This is a genomic window from Dyadobacter sp. CY261 (assembly GCF_021440085.1).
Classification (GTDB): Bacteria; Bacteroidota; Bacteroidia; order Cytophagales; family Spirosomataceae; genus Dyadobacter.
Map to the genome: position 1 here is coordinate 1,363,460 of NZ_JAKCPW010000001.1, position 20,462 is coordinate 1,383,921.

14 protein-coding genes and 1 pseudogene are annotated in these 20,462 nt (G+C 46.5%); 3 read left to right on the forward strand and 12 right to left on the reverse strand.

What is annotated here, in order from left to right; translation table 11 throughout:
- Window positions 1-152: 152 nt before the first annotated feature.
- Together LZD49_RS05400 and LZD49_RS05405 are read right to left on the reverse strand one after the other, a co-directional pair.
- Window positions 153-1,661 (reverse strand): RagB/SusD family nutrient uptake outer membrane protein, encoded by a 1,509-nt coding sequence (locus tag LZD49_RS05400; protein ID WP_234666299.1) that lies wholly within the window; start codon window positions 1,659-1,661, stop codon window positions 153-155.
- 11 nt (window positions 1,662-1,672) lie between these two features.
- Window positions 1,673-4,906, reverse strand: coding sequence for a TonB-dependent receptor (locus tag LZD49_RS05405; protein WP_310590469.1), 3,234 nt, complete (start codon window positions 4,904-4,906; stop codon window positions 1,673-1,675).
- A gap of 413 nt (window positions 4,907-5,319) precedes the next feature.
- Here LZD49_RS05405 and LZD49_RS05410 point away from each other — a divergent pair, with 413 nt between their 5' ends.
- Window positions 5,320-7,230 carry a gliding motility-associated C-terminal domain-containing protein gene (locus tag LZD49_RS05410; RefSeq protein ID WP_234666300.1) on the forward strand — a complete coding sequence of 637 codons (1,911 nt, stop codon included), beginning with the start codon at window positions 5,320-5,322 and terminating at the stop codon, window positions 7,228-7,230.
- A 35-nt stretch (window positions 7,231-7,265) separates the two neighbouring features.
- Here the strand turns inward: LZD49_RS05410 and LZD49_RS35990 are convergent, their stop codons facing one another.
- From LZD49_RS35990 to LZD49_RS05425, 3 genes and pseudogenes are all read right to left on the reverse strand, one after another.
- On the reverse strand, window positions 7,266-7,508 hold the full coding sequence (locus LZD49_RS35990; protein ID WP_234666685.1) for a hypothetical protein: 243 nt from the start codon (window positions 7,506-7,508) through the stop codon (window positions 7,266-7,268).
- Window positions 7,509-7,523: 15 nt separating this feature from the next.
- A pseudogene (locus LZD49_RS35995) lies at window positions 7,524-7,643 on the reverse strand (XRE family transcriptional regulator); the annotation flags it as partial.
- A gap of 223 nt (window positions 7,644-7,866) precedes the next feature.
- Window positions 7,867-8,682 carry a 2,3,4,5-tetrahydropyridine-2,6-dicarboxylate N-succinyltransferase gene (locus tag LZD49_RS05425; protein WP_234666301.1) on the reverse strand — a complete coding sequence of 272 codons (816 nt, stop codon included), beginning with the start codon at window positions 8,680-8,682 and terminating at the stop codon, window positions 7,867-7,869.
- A gap of 381 nt (window positions 8,683-9,063) precedes the next feature.
- On the opposite strand from LZD49_RS05425, the gene gap reads away from it, so the two are divergent.
- On the forward strand, window positions 9,064-10,074 hold the full coding sequence (gene gap, locus LZD49_RS05430; RefSeq protein ID WP_234666302.1) for a type I glyceraldehyde-3-phosphate dehydrogenase: 1,011 nt from the start codon (window positions 9,064-9,066) through the stop codon (window positions 10,072-10,074).
- Between the two features lie 58 nt (window positions 10,075-10,132).
- Here gap and trmB read toward each other — a convergent pair whose 3' ends face one another.
- The 7 genes from trmB to LZD49_RS05465 form a co-directional block, all read right to left on the reverse strand.
- Window positions 10,133-10,792, reverse strand: a complete 660-nt coding sequence (gene trmB / locus LZD49_RS05435; RefSeq protein WP_234666303.1) for a tRNA (guanosine(46)-N7)-methyltransferase TrmB — start codon at window positions 10,790-10,792, stop codon at window positions 10,133-10,135.
- A 15-nt stretch (window positions 10,793-10,807) separates the two neighbouring features.
- Window positions 10,808-12,109, reverse strand: a complete 1,302-nt coding sequence (locus LZD49_RS05440) for a folylpolyglutamate synthase/dihydrofolate synthase family protein (RefSeq protein ID WP_234666304.1) — start codon at window positions 12,107-12,109, stop codon at window positions 10,808-10,810.
- 7 nt (window positions 12,110-12,116) lie between these two features.
- A complete protein-coding gene (locus LZD49_RS05445) occupies window positions 12,117-13,043 on the reverse strand; it encodes a hypothetical protein (RefSeq protein ID WP_234666305.1) in 927 nt (308 codons plus the stop codon).
- A gap of 110 nt (window positions 13,044-13,153) precedes the next feature.
- Window positions 13,154-14,224: an SPOR domain-containing protein gene (locus tag LZD49_RS05450; protein ID WP_234666306.1), complete on the reverse strand. Its 1,071-nt coding sequence runs from the start codon at window positions 14,222-14,224 to the stop codon at window positions 13,154-13,156.
- 30 nt (window positions 14,225-14,254) lie between these two features.
- The gene (locus tag LZD49_RS05455; RefSeq protein ID WP_234666307.1) at window positions 14,255-15,925 is read right to left on the reverse strand and encodes a TonB-dependent receptor; all 1,671 of its coding nucleotides are present in this window, start codon (window positions 15,923-15,925) and stop codon (window positions 14,255-14,257) included.
- Window positions 15,926-15,970: 45 nt separating this feature from the next.
- Window positions 15,971-18,976 (reverse strand): tetratricopeptide repeat protein, encoded by a 3,006-nt coding sequence (locus LZD49_RS05460; protein WP_234666308.1) that lies wholly within the window; start codon window positions 18,974-18,976, stop codon window positions 15,971-15,973.
- Between the two features lie 159 nt (window positions 18,977-19,135).
- Complete coding sequence (locus LZD49_RS05465) at window positions 19,136-19,387, reverse strand: hypothetical protein (RefSeq protein WP_234666309.1); 252 nt, start codon at window positions 19,385-19,387, stop codon at window positions 19,136-19,138.
- Between the two features lie 26 nt (window positions 19,388-19,413).
- Between LZD49_RS05465 and LZD49_RS05470 the strand changes: the two genes are divergently transcribed.
- A complete protein-coding gene (locus tag LZD49_RS05470; protein ID WP_234666310.1) occupies window positions 19,414-20,448 on the forward strand; it encodes a tetratricopeptide repeat protein in 1,035 nt (344 codons plus the stop codon).
- Window positions 20,449-20,462: the final 14 nt, after the last annotated feature.

Genomic DNA, 20,462 nt, shown 5'->3' on the forward strand with positions numbered 1-20,462 from the left:
TTCATGATTTTCTTAAATATTTTATATAAAACTGACTCAATTACGAAATATCTATCAGATCTGTAACGATTTGTTTCGTGGATTAGTTATAAAATTTAACAGGAGAGACATATTGTCCATGTCTCTCCTGTGCATTAAAAGGCTCTGTCACCTTAGTAGCCCGGATTCTGAGTCAATTTTTGATTGATCAGAATTTGCGGGGCAGGCAATGGCAGGACATATTCATTCTCGGTATAGACATAGTCTGTCGAGTTGAATGGCACATTACCACGGTCTACTGTCGGTTTCGCACGTTCCCGTGCGCCGTGGGCATTCATAAATGCGACCCATTCTGCCGGCGTTTTGGTCCGTTTTAGGTCAAACCATCGATGATTTTCAAATGCCAGTTCAAGTCGTCTTTCTTTCAAAACAGCGGCCCTGAAAGCAACCTTGTCGGCAATGGCGACGTCAGCCAGGCCTGCGCGTTTGCGGATTTGATTGAGATAAGCCAATGCTTCTGCCGTGGCGCCCGACTGCTCGTTAATGGCTTCGGCCAACATTAGCAGTACATCCGCATAGCGTAGTACCGGCCAATTGGTATTGGTCCGGTTCACGATCGTGTGCGCGTAATTGTATTTGAATACATAAGGCACCGGATAAACTTTCCCATCAAGCGTGAAATCAGGTTTCAACGAAATGTCTTTTCGCAAATCACCCTTTTCATACGTGGCCATAATATCATTGGTCGGAACGTTCCGGCCGCCGTTCGTGCCTGCTGCATAGCCTGTTACGGCCCCTTTGGAAACCCGTGGGGCGAATACGTATTCAAAATTGCTCCATTCACCAAGATCATTATCACCCTGGTATTGTATTTCAAAAATCGACTCCGGACCATTTTTCTTGCTCGGCGCAGGGTCAAAATTGTCCGCGTAGTTTGCATTCAATGCATAGCCGAGTGCCGTTACCTGTTTCAATGTGGTCACGGCGTCAGCATACTTTTTCTGGGTGAGATACGATTTGCCAAGCAAGCTCAGTGCGGCACCCTTTGTAGCCCGGCCCTTGTCTGCGGCATTGGTATATTTGTCAGGCAATGCAGCTGCGGCTTCTTTCAGATCCTTTTCTATCTGCGCCCAAACTTCGGCTTCGGTTGACCTTACCAGGTCAAAAGCCGGATCCGGAACAGAAAGTGTGGATGTTACGATGATAACACCGCCAAAGTACTGCACCAGATTGAAATACATATATGCCCGCAGGAATTTAAGCTGCGCCTCTATTTCTTTTCTGCCTGTTTCGCTCATTTCTGCATCGACCATTTTTTCCAGCGTTAGGTTGCAGTTGTACAGCACGGAGTAATAGCCATTCCACAAGTTGGCGATTTCGCCATTGCCGGAGTTGACCGTCCCGTATTCAAATGCCTCCCAACTTCCGGCGCCACCGCGGTCGGCCGGATTAAGGTCTACCGTGGTATTGTCTGTCTGGAACTCTCCAAACAGGTAAGCTGTGTTAGTGAGGCTTTGCACGCCACCATACACGCCATTCAATGCCTGTTTTACCTGTTCTTCATTTTTGTAAAACAAATTCACCCCAACCTTCGTCGGATCCGACTGGTTGAGGAAGTCTTCGCTGCACGAAGACATAAGCGTTCCCAGGAGAATCATCCCGGCTGCTGTTATTCTTTTCATCTTAATGCGATTTAGAAGTTGATCTTGATGCCAGCTGAATACGTTCTCGGCACAGGGTATGACTCGTCATCGTTGTTGAGTTCCGTGCCACCCCTTACGCCGGCATCCGGGTTGTTTCCGGGATACTTGGTGATAATCAGCAGGTTTGCCGCGTTAATGAATATCCTTGCATCGGAAAGTACCCCCTTTACTTTGGGTAAGGTATAGCCGATTGTGACATTTTTGAGCCAGGTATGCGTGCCGTCGTAAACGTAACGGTCGCTGCTCTCGCGTGACCATTTGAAATAGTCGGTCCCGCCCTGCGAATGCTTATCGTCTGGATTTGGGCCTGGATTTTGAGGTGAACGCCAACGGTCTTTTGCTTTTTCAAGCACGTTGAATACGCCATCCATGTTCATCGTCGAGGCCTCGATATTCCGGTAAACATCAAACTTATAAGCGCCCATCAGCAATACATTGAAATCGAACCGCTTGTAATCGCCACCTACTGTCCACGCCCAGTTGAATTTGGGGTTTGGATTACCAATTTCGGTCATATCCTTCGTGTCGTAAGACACAATACCATCCGGACCGCCATCTGCTGCTCCGTGCAAGTCGGCAAACTTCATCGCACCGGGAACTGCCCCTTCTTGTAACGGTGATTCGTTGATCTCCTGCTGGGTGTTGAATATGCCAATTTTCTTGTAACCGAAGATCATACCAATGGGACGTCCAACCTGCTGGATATTGTAACCGCCGTATTGACTTCCATATAAAAGGAAGTCGTTCTGTCCGCGGATTGCCAATACCTTGTTCCTGTTGAAAGTAATGTTCGCGTTAGTACGAAGATTGACCTGCCCAATTCTCATGCGGTAGTTGACAGCCAGCTCGATCCCCTGGTTCTGAACCTTGCCCAAATTCTTTAACGTAGACGTAAAACCAGAAACGGCGGGAATGCTGTACGGCAGTAACATGTCGTCGGTGATTTTCTTATAATATTCAAATGTGAAAACCAGCCTGTTATCGAATGTCGATAGGTCGAAACCTATGTCGGTCTGCTTTGATTTCTCCCAGGTAAGTTCAGGATTGGCGAAACGGGTTACCGTCTTGCCCGAAGCCAATGTGTTGTTAAATATGTAATTGTTCAACCCAAGGAATGGTAAACTGGCGTAGTTGCCATCGTCGCCCGCATTTTGTCCTATACCAAAATTATTGTTGGCGCTTACCTGATAGCTGTTGTTGCCGGTCATGCCCCAGCTGGCCCGCAGTTTCAGGTCGTTGAGCCACGCGGCTTTCGGCATGAACTGTTCTTCGGAAAGGCGCCAGCCTATGGATGCCGCAGGGAAATTGCCAAACTGGTGTCCTTCGCTAAACCGTGAACTTCCCTCGCGGCGGAAGGTGGCCGAAAGCAGGTATTTGTCTTTGAATGAATAGTTGAACCTCGCCAGATAGGCGATCATTGTCCATTTCCGCTCAATGGAGTTAGACGAGCGGATCGAGCCGTTGCCGAGATAGGGCGTCAGATCGTCGGGAAATGTATTGGCCGAACCGTAGAGCCCTTTTACCACTTCCTGCTGTGCTGTGTACCCTAGCATGGCGTCGAGGTGATGGTTTTCTCCGATATTCAGGTTATAGGTGAGCAACTGGTCGGCAGCATAGTTCCGCAACTCCTCCGAATCGTCGCGCTCCGTGGCAAGCCGCGGCGGGGCGCCATTAGCAAGCGTTGCAATGGCGTTCCCGATCGTTGAGGGAACATATTCCTTATAGGTGTTATAATTGATTTTCGCATTTACCGATGAACGGAATTTCAGGCCCGGCAAAATCGTAAGCTCGATATAACCATTGGCCAGTACATCGGCGATGTTGCGGTTGCGGCTCACATTTTTGAGTACATATAAAGGATTTGGAAAACCAAAAATATCACCAACACCGAGATGATAGGGAATCAGTTCGCCCTTCTCGTCGTATGCAGGCCGCCGAGGATCGCTGATCAGCGCAAGGCCGACCAAAGCGCTGCGGCCGTCGGTACTCGCCAGGCTGGATTTAGAGTAGCTTCCGGCCACATTTACACCCATCGAGATGTACTTGTTGACCTCCCCGAAAAGGTTGGTCCGAACGGATGCCCTGTCGTAACCGGTGTACTGCAATGCGCCGTCTTCCTTATAATAACCCAACGAAACCACCGACTTGATCGGTCCTTTTCCGGACGATAATGTTAAGTTGGCGTCCTTGTAAGGCGCATTGTTGTTCAAGATCAGATCAAACCAGTTTGTGGAGTACTTCGTGTCTGCCGGATTACGAAAGTCGATGGGGATCTGTTCCTCGGTCGGTTGAACATTGTTTTTCAGCACGTAGCGGCCAATGTAAACCTCCCGAAGGAATTGTGCGAAGTCAGGCCCGTTCAATACCTTGGTCTTTCTCGATTCCGGCACGTTCTGAATACCATAATCGAAAGAAACGCTGAGATTTGTTTTACCTTCCTTTGCAGATTTTGTTGTGATCAGAACCACCCCATTGGAACCACGCGCTCCATATATAGCTGTCGAGGCGGCGTCTTTCAATATGGAAATGGTCTCGATGTCATTAGGGTTGAGATTTTGACCGACCGAAATACCCACTGGAAAGCCGTCAATTACATACAATGGATCACTGCCAGCCCCCAATGAACTGATACCCCTGACTTTTACTTCAAACTGCTGGCCTGGCGTACCACTTTTTTGTTTGATAATAACCCCGGGTGCTTGGCCCTGGATCATCCGTGTCACGTTTGATTTAGGAACCTCCCCGATATCTTCCATACTGATCACGGATACCGCAGATGTAATGTCGCGCTTGCGTTGGGTACCATAACCCACCACGACTACTTCTTCCAATGCTTTGTTGTCCACAGCTAATTGAACGTCCAGCGACGTCTGATTTCCCACTGTAATCTCTTTTGGTACGTACCCGACGAAAGAGAAAACTAAAACCGGGCTGCCTGTTTCCGGTAAATTAATCGAGTAACGGCCATCGGCATCGCTGACAGTTCCGGTACTGGAACCTTTCACGACCACGCTGACACCCGGGAGGCCGGTGCCGTTTTCGTCGGAAACTTTCCCGGCAAGTGGCCGGTCGACGGTAGCAGAAATGTGAGTTTCTGTTGTGGCAATGGCAGCCTTGGTCTGATAGGACCCGGCGAGCGCTACACCCATTAACACCTGGCTAAGCATCAATTTGCGGAACGATCGCAGGCTGGTGTCAAATCTTAATTGTCGAGGTTGATTCATACATTTAGGATTGGAATAGTTAATAAATGGATCTGTGTAATGCTTCATACTTTTGTTTCTTCATAGGCGCATAGCTTGGCGGAACATACAGGAAAGAAGCCCCGGGGAAAAAGCCCGGAGGGAATAGTAAAATTCAAATAAATTAGAGGAGGAGGAAGTTGCTGGTATTGAAGTACCTATCACGAATCATACTTGATATATACAATTAATGATTCGAATTGTATTATTTTGCAATAGTATTGGTATTTGAATTCCATACTATCCTGTGCTGTCCGGTAATTCGGGAAAATTGTATGCTGGACACAATTAATTTAAATATTGCTTCACACGGCGAAATTAATGAGTTCTTAATCTCATGATATACTGTTAATTGACTATTTTAGAGCGTCGGCCTTAACCCAATCACTCACTGCATGCTGAAAGATCTACGGTTCCGATTTCTTCTTTTTTCGCTGTTAATCTGGTTTACACCGTTAACTTACGCTAATCATATCGTTGGTGGCGAGCTGCAAATGAAGCCTGGCGGATTAACCGGCCAGTTTGAAATATCCTTGATCCAGTTCTGGGATCAAAACAATCTTATCATCCCCACCCCGACAGTAGCCGGCAATCGCGATACACAGGCGACCTTGTATATTTATCAGAAAAGCAACAATAGTTACAAGGCTTCCGTAACACTCAAATACCTCAGTACGGATGAGATTACGTATCAAAACCGCGCCTGCGCGAGTAGCAGGTCGTTGAAGACAGTTATTGGTTATTATAAGGGAAACATATATTTGGACCCTTCGGAATACAATGACCCCGCGGGTTACTTCATTGTTTGGGAGCGTTGTTGCCGTAACGACGATATCAATAATATAGAAGATCCGGGTGATAACGGAATGGTATTTTACCTGGAATTCCCTCCCCTTTCGCTGATCGATTCATCCCCCGAATTTGTAGCTCCCAATGGCCAATACATTTGCGCTAACAGGCCTTTTTCGATGAATATGAGTGCCACAGATGCCGACCGAGACGAGCTTCGTTACTCCCTGGTAACGCCCATGCGAGGAAATACAAACCCGAACCAGGCAACAGGAACCCAGTCGCCCAAAAGCTCCTATCCGTTGGTGTCCTGGGTAAGTGGTGTGAGTTTATCCAATGTGATTCCGGGAAGCAGCCCGCTTCGGATCAGCGCATCTGGTATTCTGACTTTGAATACCAATGTGTTGGGCCTGTATGTATTTACGGTACAATGTGAAGAGTTTCGGAATGGCAAGCGGATCGGCGTGGTTCGCAGGGATTTTCAGTTGCTCGTGATTGATTGTAATGACGATCAGCCCGAGCCGCCGGTGATTAAACAAGATGGCCAGCAAATATCGGAAGTTAGTTTCTGTCCCGAATCGTTGGTGGAGCTAACCACCGATAGTTCTACCGACTGGTCATATCAATGGCAATTGAACGGGCTCAATATCCCCGGCGCGACTGGCGCCAGCGTTACAGTAAAGGACTCGGGGAATTACACGGTAATCAAAAGCTACACCAAAAAGTGCTCGCGTGATACGACGTCGTCGGTTGTCCACGCTACCTATACAGAGCCTGAGATGGCTGTTATATCTTCCAATAAATCAGTGCTTTGTGTAAACGATTCGATAGTTCTGCTGGCAAATGGCGGAGCTGCTGATGTGCAGCAAAAGCTAACCTGGCGGAATGGCTCCATAGAGCTGGAGGAAAAAGGGGCCAGCCTTACGGTGCGGGAGACGGGTATATATATATTAGAAGTCGATGACGAATTGCCCGGTTGTGCCGGGAAAGATACTATGGAAATTAGCCGTGAAGAGTTTTCCGTTACGCTGCCCGAAAAGAAAGGAATCCCCGAGGGAGGTAAGGATTCAGTCAGCCCCTTCCTAACGCCGGACTTGCCTTCTTACTCCTTTGCTTGGTCTCCGCCGGACGGTATTTTGTCGGGGACTGATGAGAAGGTTGCGCTGATTTCCCCAGTCCAACCTAAGCAGTTATATAATCTTAGGGTGACTTCGTTAAATGGATGCGTAGCCGAGGACAGCGTTTTAGTTTATCTTGTAAAACGCATGTATATCCCAACTTCCTTTACGCCAAACAGTGACGGTCATAATGATACGTTTGAGATTTTCAACGCCAGTGATCAAATCGAGCAAATACGTATTTATAATCGCTGGGGCGAACTCATCTTTCAATCCACAGGTTACTCCCAGCCTTGGGACGGCACTTATCAGAACTCGCCTGTGTCCGCGGGTAGTTATCCCTACGTGATCAAGACTGCTGGACACGAAATCACAGGTACTGTGCTCCTTTTGAAGTAAACTGCTAGGATTTTTAATCTCTGTCCCGCTGTTTGTCACCCTTGTTTAAATTCCTGAAAAGTGCCATCTGAATAAAAAATAAGCACTTTTTCGATCTTCTTTTCAGGTAAAGCCGGCAATCTCTCTTTGACGACACTTGGCTGCGCGGCCTGTGGAGCGGCAAAAACCCTTTTACGCGATTCTAACGGCGGTTGATTTTGTATTTCTGGCAATGGTTCTTCGTCCAGAATCCATGTTAGTCCCAATTCGGGATAGCGCTTAATGATTTTTTGTACCATATCCAGACTGGGCTTGTTCCTCCCGGCCAATATATGCGACATGCTCGACCGCTGTATCCCGATTTCATCTGCAAAAAGCGACGGCGTGGTATTTTTGTCAATCAGTATCTGTTTAATTTTATCTGTTAAATCCATCTTGGTTTATATTTATAAATACAAATGTAAATCACTAACCATGAAGAGCAAAATAACTAGATATAAAAATGTAAACTTAAAATTTACAAAAATATATTATTGTAAATTAAGCAGCAATTCAGGGCTTGTTATAAATGTAAACTTCTGATTTGGGCAAAAAATAAGTGCGATATGAACCTTCATACCGCACTCTGATTGTGCTATTTGTGGAATTTCCTGACAACTACACGGCTACGCTATTGTCGCGCAGTGCATCATTCAGGGATGTTTTCAAATCCGTACTTGGTTTTCTCTTACCGATGATCAAGGCACAAGGCACATGGTAAGTGCCAGCCGCGAACTCCTTAGGCAATGTTCCGGGAATTACAACGGAATCTTCGGGGACATATCCTTTATATTCAACGGGCTCGCTACCGGTTACGTCGATGATCTTAGAGCTGCCGGTGATGGTTACACCAGCGCCCAAAACAGCTCTTTTACCTATACGCGCCCCTTCTACGACAATGCAACGTGAGCCAATAAAAGCGCCATCTTCAATAATAACCGGTGCCGCCTGAACTGGTTCGAGTACCCCTCCTATTCCTACTCCACCGCTAAGGTGAACGTTCTTTCCAATTTGTGCACAGCTTCCGACCGTTGCCCAGGTATCAACCATTGTACCTTCATCTATATATGCACCGATATTTACATAAGAAGGCATTAGTACAACGCCTTTGGAAATGTAAGCTCCATACCTGGCTACTGCCGGCGGAACTACGCGTACGCCTAACTGTTCGTAACCGCTTTTTAGTTTCATTTTGTCATGGTATTCAAAAATCCCGACTTCGCTAATGTGCATTTGCTGGATTGGGAAATAGAGGATGATGGCTTTTTTTAGTGCTTCGTTAACTATCCAGCCGCCATTAGCATTTGGCTCGGCTACTCGCAGCCTCCCCTTGTCTACCTCCTCGATTATATCACGAATAAAGCTTTTCGTAGACTCTTCTTTCAATAGCTCCCGATTAGTCCAGTAACTCTCAATTTGTTCAGTAAAATTCATGTTAAAGTATAGAATTAATAAAAAATATTTAAACCTATGTTTTACAGCTAGTTACGTTATACAAAAGAAATATATTCTTAAACCTAGTATACACCTGATAGCATAACAGAAGACTTATTACAATAATAGAACATTATTATATTCCATCAAAATCAGAGTGCAGGTGAACCACGTGTCAATACAAAGCAACTACTTATTGCTACTATTTTAATTAGCAAATTTCAAAACCGATCTACTAATAAATTTAGCAATCCAACGACTATTTACTAATTAAATTAGTTGAAACTATTTTAATGCTTGTAAGTTTATATTTCCCGCAATACTTTTCATCGGCGTACATTTTTATTAATATTGCGGCTGAAATAACCAATCTACCTCGATATGTCAAAAGTTAAAGTCGCAATCAATGGATTTGGCCGCATCGGCCGCCTTGTTTACCGTCAGATCTACAATATGGAAGGCATCGACATCGTAGCCATCAATGATTTGACCAGTCCAAAAGTATTAGCACATCTTCTTAAATACGATACTGCGCAAGGACGTTTCGACGCCGATGTTAAGTCTACGGACAACTCGGTTGTGGTTAATGGTGAAAACATTGTGATCTATGCACAACGCGATCCAGCACAAATCCCATGGGCACAGCACGATGTTGATGTAGTTCTTGAATGCACAGGATTTTTCACCAGCGCAGAATCTGCAAGCGCACACATCAAGGCAGGTGCGAAAAAAGTAGTTATCTCTGCTCCTGCTACCGGTGACCTGAAAACAATCGTTTTCAACGTTAACCACAATATCCTTGATGGCTCAGAGACCATCATCAGTGGTGCTTCCTGTACAACCAACTGCCTTGCCCCAATGGCACAGGTTCTGGAAGAGCAATTCGGTATCGTAAACGGCTTGATGACTACCATCCACGCCTACACCAACGACCAAAACACTCAAGATGCGCCACATCCAAAAGGTGATTTGAGAAGAGCAAGGGCTGCTGCTCAAAACATCGTTCCTAACAGCACAGGTGCTGCAAAAGCAATCGGCCTTGTATTGCCTTCCCTGAAAGGTAAATTGGACGGTTCTGCACAACGCGTGCCTACCCTGACAGGATCATTAACTGAGTTGACCGCCGTTTTGGGTCGCGAAACTACCATTGAAGAAGTTAACGCTGCGATGAAAGCTGCCTCTAACGAAAGCTTCGGCTACACTGAAGACGAAATTGTAAGCAGCGATATCATCGGTATCAGCTATGGTTCATTATTTGATGCTACACAGACGCGCGTTCAAAAGGTAGGTGATACTCAGCTAGTTAGAACTGTTTCATGGTACGACAACGAAATGTCATACGTTTCTCAGCTCGTAAGAACTGTTTACTACTTCGCTAGTTTAATCAAGTAATCAGATATTGCAATACTTAATAGCCCGTTTCGGTAATGGCCGGAACGGGCTATTACTTTTACGACAATTGAGCTTTAATATATTTAATTGTATAGCCTTTGCCAGTAAAAATCCCTTCATAATGCGTTCGCACACCGTGGTGTTCATCGAGCAAATGCGACTGATAAAGATCGTCCGTGTGTTCTAGTATCCGGAAAGCAGACGATTCCTGAATGGTCTGCAAACTGTATTCGTACAAAAACGTGCTGTCGGTTTTCAGGAAAAACATGCCGCCCTTCTTCAAGAAGGCGGCGTACCGGGCGAGAAACGTGGGATTGGTCAACCGATTTTTTTCATTCCTATCGCGAACCTGGGGATCGGGATGAATGAGCCAAATCTCGCTTAATTCACCTTCATCAAAAAATTCCTCCGAATACTGGATCCCTGCGCGCAGGAAGGCCACATTGGAAAGGTCATATTCCGCGGCCAACGCACTACCGCGGGCAATGCGGTCGCCCTTTATATCGACGCCGATGAAATTTTTTTCCGGGAACTTTTGTCCCAGGCCGACGGTGTATTCTCCTTTCCCGCATGCCAGCTCAACAACAATCGGACTGGAATTCTTAAAATAAAGCTTGTTCCAATTGCCTTTGATCTCCGAGTAAAGCGGCTTTCCCCGCTGCAATACATTTCTTGCTTGTTCACTGACCTGGTAATGATGTAACTTTCTTCTTGCCATTATACTTGATAAACGCTATAAACTTTTAATGTCTGCTACTACAAAAGTACTGCCTCCGACGTAGATTGCATCCGCGGGCAACGAATCATTTATAGCGGCTTCAAGGGCTTCATTCACGTTCTCATATGCCTTGCCAAGAAGGCCATGCTCGCTCGCCATAGACTGCAACTCTTTCGCCTTTAATGCACGCATATTAGATGGTTGGCAGAAGTAATACGCTGCGTCTTGGGGAAATAGGGACAGCATTGTGGAAATATCCTTGTCACCCACAAAACCAACAACGAACCGTTTCACCCCTTTGCTTACGCTCGCAAACTGGGCTAGCGTAAGGGTAAGGCCGGCCGTATTATGTGCCGTATCACAATAAACGTCAGGCTGCGTTCGCAGCTGTTGCCACCGCCCTTTAAGCCCTGTGATAGCGCTTACAGACTGTAATGCATCGGCCAGGGCATCCTCGGATATTTTCCAGCCCTTCGATATCAAAACTTCCTTCGCAGCCCAGACTCCCGCGATATTTTTCAACTGGTAAGCACCGGTCAGGTCTGTGGCCAATCCTTCCGCAACCCTGGATCCCGAGACTTTATCTTTAATATCAATGAGCATTTTGCCTTCTCGCACGCCCTGATATACTACCTCATACACACGTGAAGCGAATATTAATGAGGCGTTTGCTTTTTTGGCGGCAGCAACCATGACGTCTCTGATTTCATTATTTTGGTCCTCACTCACCACTACCGGAACGTTGTCCTTGATTATACCGGCTTTTTCGCCAGCAATTTTACCCAGTGTATCCCCTAAGAACTGCATATGATCGAAGCTGATATTTGTAATCACCGAAAGCTCCGGCGTGATGACGTTGGTCGAATCCAACCTGCCTCCCATGCCTACTTCTATCACTGCCACATCTACTTTGGCCTCCCCGAAATAGGAGAATGCCATTGCCACGGTCACTTCAAAAAAGGATGGAGACAATCTATCAATGTTAGATTTCTGATCATCGACAAATTTTACAATAAAATCTTCGGGTACAAATGCACCGTTTACGCGTATGCGCTCTCTAAAATCCTTTAAATGAGGCGATGTGTACAGTCCAACCTTGTAGCCCGACTTTTGAAGGATTGCCGCAAGCATATGCGAAGTGCTGCCCTTGCCATTAGTGCCCGCCACGTGGATAGTTGGGTATTTATCTTGCGGATCACCCAGGGCTTTACATAACTCCCTGGTAGTAGTAAGGCCCGGCTTGAAAGCACGGGCCCCGATATTCTGAAAAACCGGTAATCTGTCATACAGATATCCGATCGTTTCCTGGTATGTCATTTAAGTATTAACGCGAACGTATTTTGAAGGTGATAGTACCGATAGATTCGTCGGGCACATTAGCTGACTTCGGTACGAAAGTAAGGTCGCGAACAGCGCTTTTGTACTTGTTAACAACCGCATAATCCGTCACCGTCGTACTCTGTGTGATAATGCTTTTGACGCGGCCGTTTTTATCAACTGTAATTTTGAAGGTAATATCTCCGGTCGCATCGGAATTATCATCCACAACAGGCCTTCTCGACCAGCTCCACCCGGAAAGGTTCAGCCCAACGTTAGTACCGCCGCCGCCGCCTTCACCTTTGTATGTTTTTGCAAAAAGGCTTCCCGTTTTAGAACCCTTGTCGCCCACTCCCTCGGCATCATCACCGTTGTTGTTGCCTCCAACACCGGTTTTTGTACCATTGGTGCCGTTGCTACCCGACTTACTGCCTGACGATTTCGAAAACAACGCGTCTTTATTTACAGCTTTTTCAGGGGCTGGCTTTGCAACAGGTGCGGAAGCATTCTCACTTCCTGTCGATTTTTTAACGTCAGTCTTCTCCGGTGCCTCAACCGGGCTCTCTTCCTTAGAAGTTATCGCGGGTTTCTCAGCGACCGTTTTTGCAGGCTTTGGCGACTCTATTTTAGGCGGTGTCGGCGGTGTCGGTTTGGGCGTAGCCACCGACTTTACTTTTTTAACCTCGTCAGCGTCCGCTTTCATGTTTTCAGCGACCTTGCTGTTGTTAGGCTTGTTGAATGTCTGAACATCTCCTTTTCCTACCTTGCTTGTACCGTAATTCACTTCCACGAACAATTCCATCGGTTCGGTCTTCGGAAGTGATGAGTTCAGTCGGATGAAAAAGAATAGGCCCAACATCGCAATGGTAATCCCGAAGGACCACGCCCATGAAACTGCGATTCGTTGCCGGTCTTCTGCCTGTAATGTGATCATTTAGTCAAAAATCTGGGTTTTCTTTTCGGAAAACGTAAAAGTAACAAAAAACGTATGCAACAAAAAAGGAGGCCAACCGACCTCCATTCTGCATATCTGTATTTTAAACCTTACTTCTTTTTAAAGACCCACCCTGCTTCACCGATTACCGATTTCAACTGGGCCGAAGCGCGGTAAGCATCTGTTTCATTGTCAAAGCCATCCACTGCCACTTTCACTTTCTTGCTCCTTTCATCGCCTGGAATTATTAATGCTTTTGTGAAACCTTTCTCATTTAACTGAGCGAGCAAAACTTTTGCCTGCCGACTACCTTTGAAGGCACCTGCGATGACGTAAAACTTGGCAGAGGCTATTTCGGCAGGCTTTGCTTCAACAACCGGCGCTGCTACTGCCGGGGCTGGAGTTGCCGCCATTTCAGGCGTATGCACAACCGAATCGACAAGCATGGAATCTTCCTTAACAACAACCGTTTCCGTCACTGATGCAGGTGCAGCCTCCTGCACAGCTTCGTTGGCAACAACAGTGGTCTCGGTAGCTTCTTTCCGGCTGAACATTTCCGCAAACGGATTCAACGTGCTCTTAATATATTCGTTCTCTGTATTAACCAGGAAAAAACTCAAACCACAAAGCAAACCGGCGATCATTGCCGCTGCTGCCCAACCTGTCCAGCGGAAACGTGGTTTGGCCTCATCTTCCAATTCAAATACCTCAACTTCATCACTTACATATTGCGTGGAGTTTGATGCGGCAACCGGTCTTGCTTGTGCTACAACGGCTTTGATCTTTTCGAAGCCATACCACTCGTCTTTAAAGTACTTACCAGTGTTAGGTTCGAAAACCAGTTTGCCTTCAACGTTCTGTTTGAATTCGCCAATCCCTGCAATGCTTACTTCACCATTTCCATCGAGACCGGTTCTGAGACGATCGGTGTAGCCTTTAATGTATTCCACCGCATCGGCATGCGTAACTTTCTCATGACGCGAAATGTAATTTGCCAGCAGCCCATCGTCCAGTTTCAGGTACTCATTAAATGCCAGTCTTTTGACCGGTGGTGCGAAAATACCCGAATTACTGTCATACACCGCCGGAACCTGGTGCGAAAGCAAGGCCCCAAAACCTGGAATGATCACGAATTCGTATTCTCCAATGAGTTTTCGGATGACTGTTTCAACTGCTATCATGAAGCGATGTTTGGTGTTATCTCAGCGAAGTTAAAAAGAAAAAGACAATCCGGCAATAAAGTTCAATCCCTGCTGTGGGTAATACTGGTAACGCTGGTACTCTTTGCCCAACACATTATTCAGGTTCACAAATGCAGAGAAGTTCCTGGTTAGCAGGTAATCGATTTTAAGATTCAAGTCGGTAATGACCGGCAATTTGGTTACCTCGCCCGTCTGAAAATTTTTCGCTTTCAAACCTCGCAACATATAAAAATCGGCTGTTACGAAGAGCTTTTTGCTGATGGTAAGGGCATTAAACCAATTCAGAGTAAGGTCCGGCCGATGCCACGGCTCTTCCACCTTATCCACCGCGTAATCGAAGAAATTCGCTTTAAGAGATGTTTTGAACAACTCATTGAAATTATAACCTGCCTGTGCCGAAATCGTCAGCACCTTCGTCTTACCCGGATCGTAAATGGCCGAGAAGCGCGATGTGTCCGTGAGCGAGTTGTTGAACGAATAAAAGTTGCGGTAAGAAGTGTAAGCCACTTTACCTTCATAGTTAATCCCTGTACCGGTTTCACCTTTAACGCCCGCACTGATATCTGACGTCTTTTCTGTATTCATAATCAATACATTAGGACCCAGCCATTGATTTTCACTCAGCATACTTTTTAATGTATTCCGAACAATATCACCATTCCAGCCGGCAAAGATATGAATGCCTGAAAATGGCGTTACATCCAGGTTTATTGCAGGAAATGCTTTTGTACGGTTAATGTCGAGCTGACTATCTGTCTCACTTACAGCATTCACACCTGCCGAAACCGAGAACATGTCGCTCACGTACTTGAATGTCGGTTTAACACGAAAAAGGTTGCGGTTGTAGGTGAAGTAATCGACGCGCTGCGTTACGTAAGCATCCGCTTCCAGCATTGCAAAGAAAGATTCCGAGATGGGTACCGACGCTGTCAGGTTAGTACCCCAATCTATTTCCGACGCATTGTAACGGTCTTTCAAAGAATTCAGGCCGGTCTTGACCGAATAATCCACCAACACCGATGCATCTGTGTTCTCGAAGCCCAGGTTAAAGCCAAACTGATTGATCGTCTGGCGAATAGTGTCCCGGTCAACCACCACGCCATCAGGCTGGGGCTTGTAGCCATAGAAATAATAGTTTTTGCGGTCAAAATTGAAGTCAGCGTCTACTTTGTACTTGGACCGGATATATTTTCCGCCCAGCTTGAAGCTCGTAGCTGCATTGGCCGAATTCTTACCGTCAACTGGTCCGTTTGCTGCCGAAAGATGTTTGAGTTGAGTGGTAAATGCGAGGTCTTCCGTCGGTCTTCCTCCCACAAATATCTCCCCGAGGAACCGGCCATAATTACCACCGCCCGCTTTAACGTAATTGTTCAACACATCGGGCTCGTCCTTACGCCCTTGTTCGTCGGATGCGACGCCCACAGCAGGCGTCAGCTTTGGTGATGTGATATTTATTTCGGGGTCTACAATCTCGTAGGAAACCTTTTTCTTGCCCGTTTCACCTTTCACAGGTTGTGCTTTATCAAACACTCTGTTGGCAGGGGCAAATTCTATACTTTTATCTTTAAGAACCTCGTAAGTCTGGCTTTCGATCTCCCCGCGTTGCGCCATCGCAAATTGGGAAGAGAAGCCCAGGGTGAGCAAAAACAGCGAAGAACGTAATAACTTGGAATGCGTCATGGATAATGAGTTTTTCTGTTTAATGAAACAGCCGTGATACACGGGTTACTTTTCGATTTTGTTCAACTTCTCCTTGGCCAGCTCAACAGCCTCCTTGTCATCCGAATTCTCAATGATGGAATTCAATGTGGCCTTGGCTTGTACTTTCTCGTTCATGCCCAGGTACACGTCTGAAAGCAGGATGAATGAGCGTGCCCGCCAGTAATCGTAACCCTCGAAGTTTTTACCCAAATCGATAATGGCGGTTTCGGCTTCCTTATATTTCTTCTCTTTAAGCAGGACCATAGCCGACCAATACGCAGCTTCTGCGCCAAATTCATCCTTGGATGACGCCGAAATCCTTTTGAATTCTTCGCCTGCCTTTTTCAAATCACCTTTCTCATAGGGCACTTTCCCCAGGTAGAGCTGAGCCTTGCCAATGCTGCCAGGCACGATGTTCCCCATATTGATGATCTCCTTCGCGTAATAGAGCGTCGAGTCATAACTCTTTAATGTGTAGTAGGTATCCATCAAACCGGTCCATGCAGCGGCCTGGTCTTTCTTGTTCTCAGCGTTACGCGAGAGCACGCGGAAGTTGGTTACAGCACTATTAAAGTTACCCCGACCAATTTCCAGTTCTGCTGAACGTTGCGCTGCCGCGCCAACAAACTGCGAACGGTTTTGCTGAACTACTTTACTGTAATATTGAAGTGCTTCATTGACACGGTTAGTCTTATCATAAGAAGAAGCGATAAAGTAAGTCGCGTCGTATTGATTCTTGCTCGCGGGATAGCTTTGCAGAAACGCCTGTAATGCGGCAATGGCGTTATCATACTTTTCCGCGTAGTAGAGGTTTCGAACATTGTCGAATTCAACACCTTCCAGCTTTTCGTTACCCGGATTGTTCTTACGAACCACTCCCAATACCTGGTTGAACTCTTCTGGGCGCCCCACAGCTGAATAACTTTCCTGGATACCCTCCAGAGCACTTTCGGCGGAAGGCGAATCGGAATGTTCGGTCAGGATCTTACGAAAATCGACGATTGCCTGCTCGTACACCTGTAAGTTGTAATACGACTGCGCGCGACGCAACAATGCAGCCGGGATTAATGTGCTCTGGGGCTTTTCGTTGATCATACGCGTGAAGCCCTTAACGGCAGCCGAATAACTCTGATTTTGAAAATCGATATCCGCAAGCTGGAAATACGCATTGTCAAGGTGCTTCGACTGCGGGTACTGGCTGATCAGCTGCTCGAATTGGCGTTTGGCTTCTCCCTCGCGGTTCATGTACACGTAAGCGCGGGCCTTCTGAAACAGGGCATAATCCTTATCCACTTTGCCTTTTGATGCTACTTGTTCATACGTCCGGATCGCCTCGTTGTAGTTCTTCGCTGCAAGGTAGCAATCTGCCAGCCTCGCATGCGCATCTTCTATCATATCCGGCTCCATTCCCTCGATGTTATTGGTAAAATCGCGGAAGTAAGGCAGCGCCTGGCTGTATTTCTTTTGGTTATAATAGATATATCCCAGCGCATACAGGCTCTTCTTCGCATAAATGCCTGCTTTGGAATTTTTCGCGATCTGATTATAAAGAACAGCGGCTTCGTCAACTCTCTTCAACCCATATATGGACTCTGCTTTGTAAAATGTCGCCGAATTGTATAACTCCGGATCGATTGGGAATTTCAGCGACTTTTCCAGCATAACAATCGCCTGCTCGAAACGTCCGGCGTTAAAATCCGTCACTCCCTGATTATAAGTTAGCCTCTGATACGTACCATTTATTTTAGCATTCTTTGTTTTCAAGCCCTCAATGTACCTTATGGCTTCGCTACTATTGCTTGCGCTGGCATATCCCTCTGCTACTAATTCCGTCGCTTCTTCGGTATGCCTACTTTCCGGGTACTTCGTCATGTAGCTGTTCAGCTCTTTCACGGCGTCCGTGTTATTGCCGAGTTCGAGCTGCACTTTTGCGTGGTTATAGGTGGCTTCTTCCTTTACTACCTGGTTGAAGTCTAATGAGGAAGCATTACCGAACGACGTTAAAGCATTACTTAAATTATTCGTCTTTAAGTTACTGATTCCTAGTATATAAGAGGCGTACTGCGAAACAGAATCCTTGCCATTTCCAATTGGCTTTAGAGAGCTGATCGCCCCTTCAAAATTATTGCTCCGAAACTGCGCATGGCCGTAATGCAACGCTACCGATGGGGGAACAGCACCCGGCTTCATGCGCTTATAACGCTCGTATGATTTCACTGCATTAGCATAATCACCTTTCTCGTAATATACTTCTGCCACATACAATGCTACATCGTCCAGCTTGGTATTTCCACGCTGCTGGCCCAGAATCCGCTCGCCGTATTGCAAGAGCTCATCAAACTTTTTAAGCTGGTAAAGTGACGAAATAATCCAGTTAGGAGCTTCATTCTTATAATAAGGATGCTCTTCGATCCGCTTGAAATCCTGGTAAGCTTCTTCAAAATTGTTTTTCTGATAATTGATAACGCCCGCGTAGAAAGAGGCATCGCCAGCATTCTCAAAACCTGCCTCATTCTTTACCTGATTAAATAAGGGAAGCGCAAGGTCCGGCTGTTTGGTGTTATAGTACGACATGGCCAGCCGGTAAGCACTTTCCAGCTTGCCGGCCCCTGTCCCATTCACCGCTTTATCGAGGTAGGTAATGGCTTTTTCGTAGTTACCATTCTCATAATAATATTTGCCCAGATCGCTGTAAATGAGCTGTGCTTTCGGGTGCTCTGCGTGGTTCTTTACAAACCGGTCGACCTGCACTTCCGCTTCCGGGTAATTGAGATATAGTCCGGTTACGGCCACGTAATATTCTGCCGTTACCTTATTGTAGTCGCTCGTGCTGAGCAATTTGTCCTGCGAATTCAGAAAATCCCCGAATTCCTGCCTGGCAGCCACATAGTTAGACTTTGCATAATATTCGAGGCCGTTGCGAAAATGTGCTTCCGGCTCCGTAATACTAAGCGTATTCTGGGCCACTACGGAAGACGCGCCTACACATACAAGCATTCCGAAGGTGGAGGCGCTGCGTTTAAAAACCATAGATACTGAGTTGGTGGAGTTTTGAATTAAGTTTTTGTGGTCTACCATATCCTGACAAAGAATATTTTGGTCCTCACTTACCGCTTAAAATTGTTTGCTATCTAACGAAAAGTGCTTTAAAACCGTATACCTACACATGTCAGAAATACGCTGTTTGAGCTAAAAAAGCACATTATGGCGTATCAGCGTGCCATTAAAATCGGTATGCATCTCATCAAAACGTATTGCCACTGCATTGGTGAAAGCCTCATCCATACATGCTTCAAGCTCGTCGGCCGAGGCTAGTTCATAATCGTCGATTTTGTAAGTTTGCTCATACATACCCGACTCGATTTTAATAATGTACTTGCTGTTCCACTGATACAGGGCGATTTTGTAGTGAGGATTAGGGATATCTTTAATGTACCGCATAACTGTATTTTACCATTACTAATTATATGTTGTTCAAATTGAATACCTTACACGTACTATTATCATTAGTACTAATATTACTAAGCTGCACTGGGCAGGATAAAAAGGATGCTGCCGATTTTTTCCTGAAAGGTAACCAGGCGCTAAGCCAAAAGAACTATGCCGAGGCGCTAAGGCTATACGACGAAGCAATTGCCAAAAATGCAGATTTTTCGGACGCTTATCTCAACAAGGGAATAACTTTGTTGAAATTGGGACGTACCGGGGAGGCTTACGAGATTTTGTCAGAAGCGATCTCCCTCGACCCTACTTTGGTACAAGCGAATCTCGTGCGGTCAGAAGCTGCACTTGATTTGGGCCGTTTGAACGAGGCGAAGGCCGACTTGGAACGCATCGCAAAGCAGTATCAGGACTCTACCCGCTTTCACCTGATCAAAGGCAACCTGCTCGACGCCGGAAGTAACCCTGCACTGGCCATCGCGGAGTACGACCTGGCCCTTAAACTCAGCCGCACAAACGTTGAAGCCTATGTGAACCGCGGCGCTGTTTATTACCGCACGGGCTCTTATGCCGAAGCCAAATCGGATTTTGAAACGGCTGTGGCGCTTGACCCTGCTCAGCCGCAGGCATTGAATAACCTCGGGCTGATCGATTCCAAGAACAAACGATGGCCGCAAGCCATCGCCTATTTCGACCAGGTCCTGAGCCGCAATCCCGCCGAGCCCTATGCACTCAACAATAAAGCCTATGCGCTATTGCAAACCGGCAAGCCCGAAGAAGCGCGGGTGCTCATCGAAAGGTCACTCGAAAAGTTGCCCGAGAATGGCTATGCACTACGCAACCTGGGCATCTATTATCAACAGCAAGGAAACACCGACGAAGCCCTGAAAGCATTCAACAAAGCCATTGAAATCGCAGAGCCTGTGGAGTTGCTCTACGGTTTGACCGGACAAACGTACCTTGCCCGGAAGAACCTTCCAGAGGCTTGCAAAATATGGAAACAGGGAATTGTGCTGAAAGACTCCCTAGCCATTGCGGAAGCTGCGACGAATTGCCAGTAATCCCGACTTCTGTT

Excerpts from the sequence above, each read along its gene's own strand:
- LZD49_RS05400 (WP_234666299.1), bottom strand. The coding sequence starts at position 1,661 with ATGAAAAGAATAACAGCAGCCGGGATGATTCTCCTGGGAACGCTTATG.
- LZD49_RS05405 (WP_310590469.1), bottom strand. The coding sequence starts at position 4,906 with ATGAATCAACCTCGACAATTAAGATTTGACACCAGCCTGCGATCGTTC.
- LZD49_RS05410 (WP_234666300.1), top strand. The coding sequence starts at position 5,320 with ATGCTGAAAGATCTACGGTTCCGATTTCTTCTTTTTTCGCTGTTAATC.
- LZD49_RS35990 (WP_234666685.1), bottom strand. The coding sequence starts at position 7,508 with ATGGTACAAAAAATCATTAAGCGCTATCCCGAATTGGGACTAACATGG.
- LZD49_RS05425 (WP_234666301.1), bottom strand. The coding sequence starts at position 8,682 with ATGAATTTTACTGAACAAATTGAGAGTTACTGGACTAATCGGGAGCTA.
- gap (WP_234666302.1), top strand. The coding sequence starts at position 9,064 with ATGTCAAAAGTTAAAGTCGCAATCAATGGATTTGGCCGCATCGGCCGC.
- trmB (WP_234666303.1), bottom strand. The coding sequence starts at position 10,792 with ATGGCAAGAAGAAAGTTACATCATTACCAGGTCAGTGAACAAGCAAGA.
- LZD49_RS05440 (WP_234666304.1), bottom strand. The coding sequence starts at position 12,109 with ATGACATACCAGGAAACGATCGGATATCTGTATGACAGATTACCGGTT.
- LZD49_RS05445 (WP_234666305.1), bottom strand. The coding sequence starts at position 13,043 with ATGATCACATTACAGGCAGAAGACCGGCAACGAATCGCAGTTTCATGG.
- LZD49_RS05450 (WP_234666306.1), bottom strand. The coding sequence starts at position 14,224 with ATGATAGCAGTTGAAACAGTCATCCGAAAACTCATTGGAGAATACGAA.
- LZD49_RS05455 (WP_234666307.1), bottom strand. The coding sequence starts at position 15,925 with ATGACGCATTCCAAGTTATTACGTTCTTCGCTGTTTTTGCTCACCCTG.
- LZD49_RS05460 (WP_234666308.1), bottom strand. The coding sequence starts at position 18,976 with ATGGTTTTTAAACGCAGCGCCTCCACCTTCGGAATGCTTGTATGTGTA.
- LZD49_RS05465 (WP_234666309.1), bottom strand. The coding sequence starts at position 19,387 with ATGCGGTACATTAAAGATATCCCTAATCCTCACTACAAAATCGCCCTG.
- LZD49_RS05470 (WP_234666310.1), top strand. The coding sequence starts at position 19,414 with ATGTTGTTCAAATTGAATACCTTACACGTACTATTATCATTAGTACTA.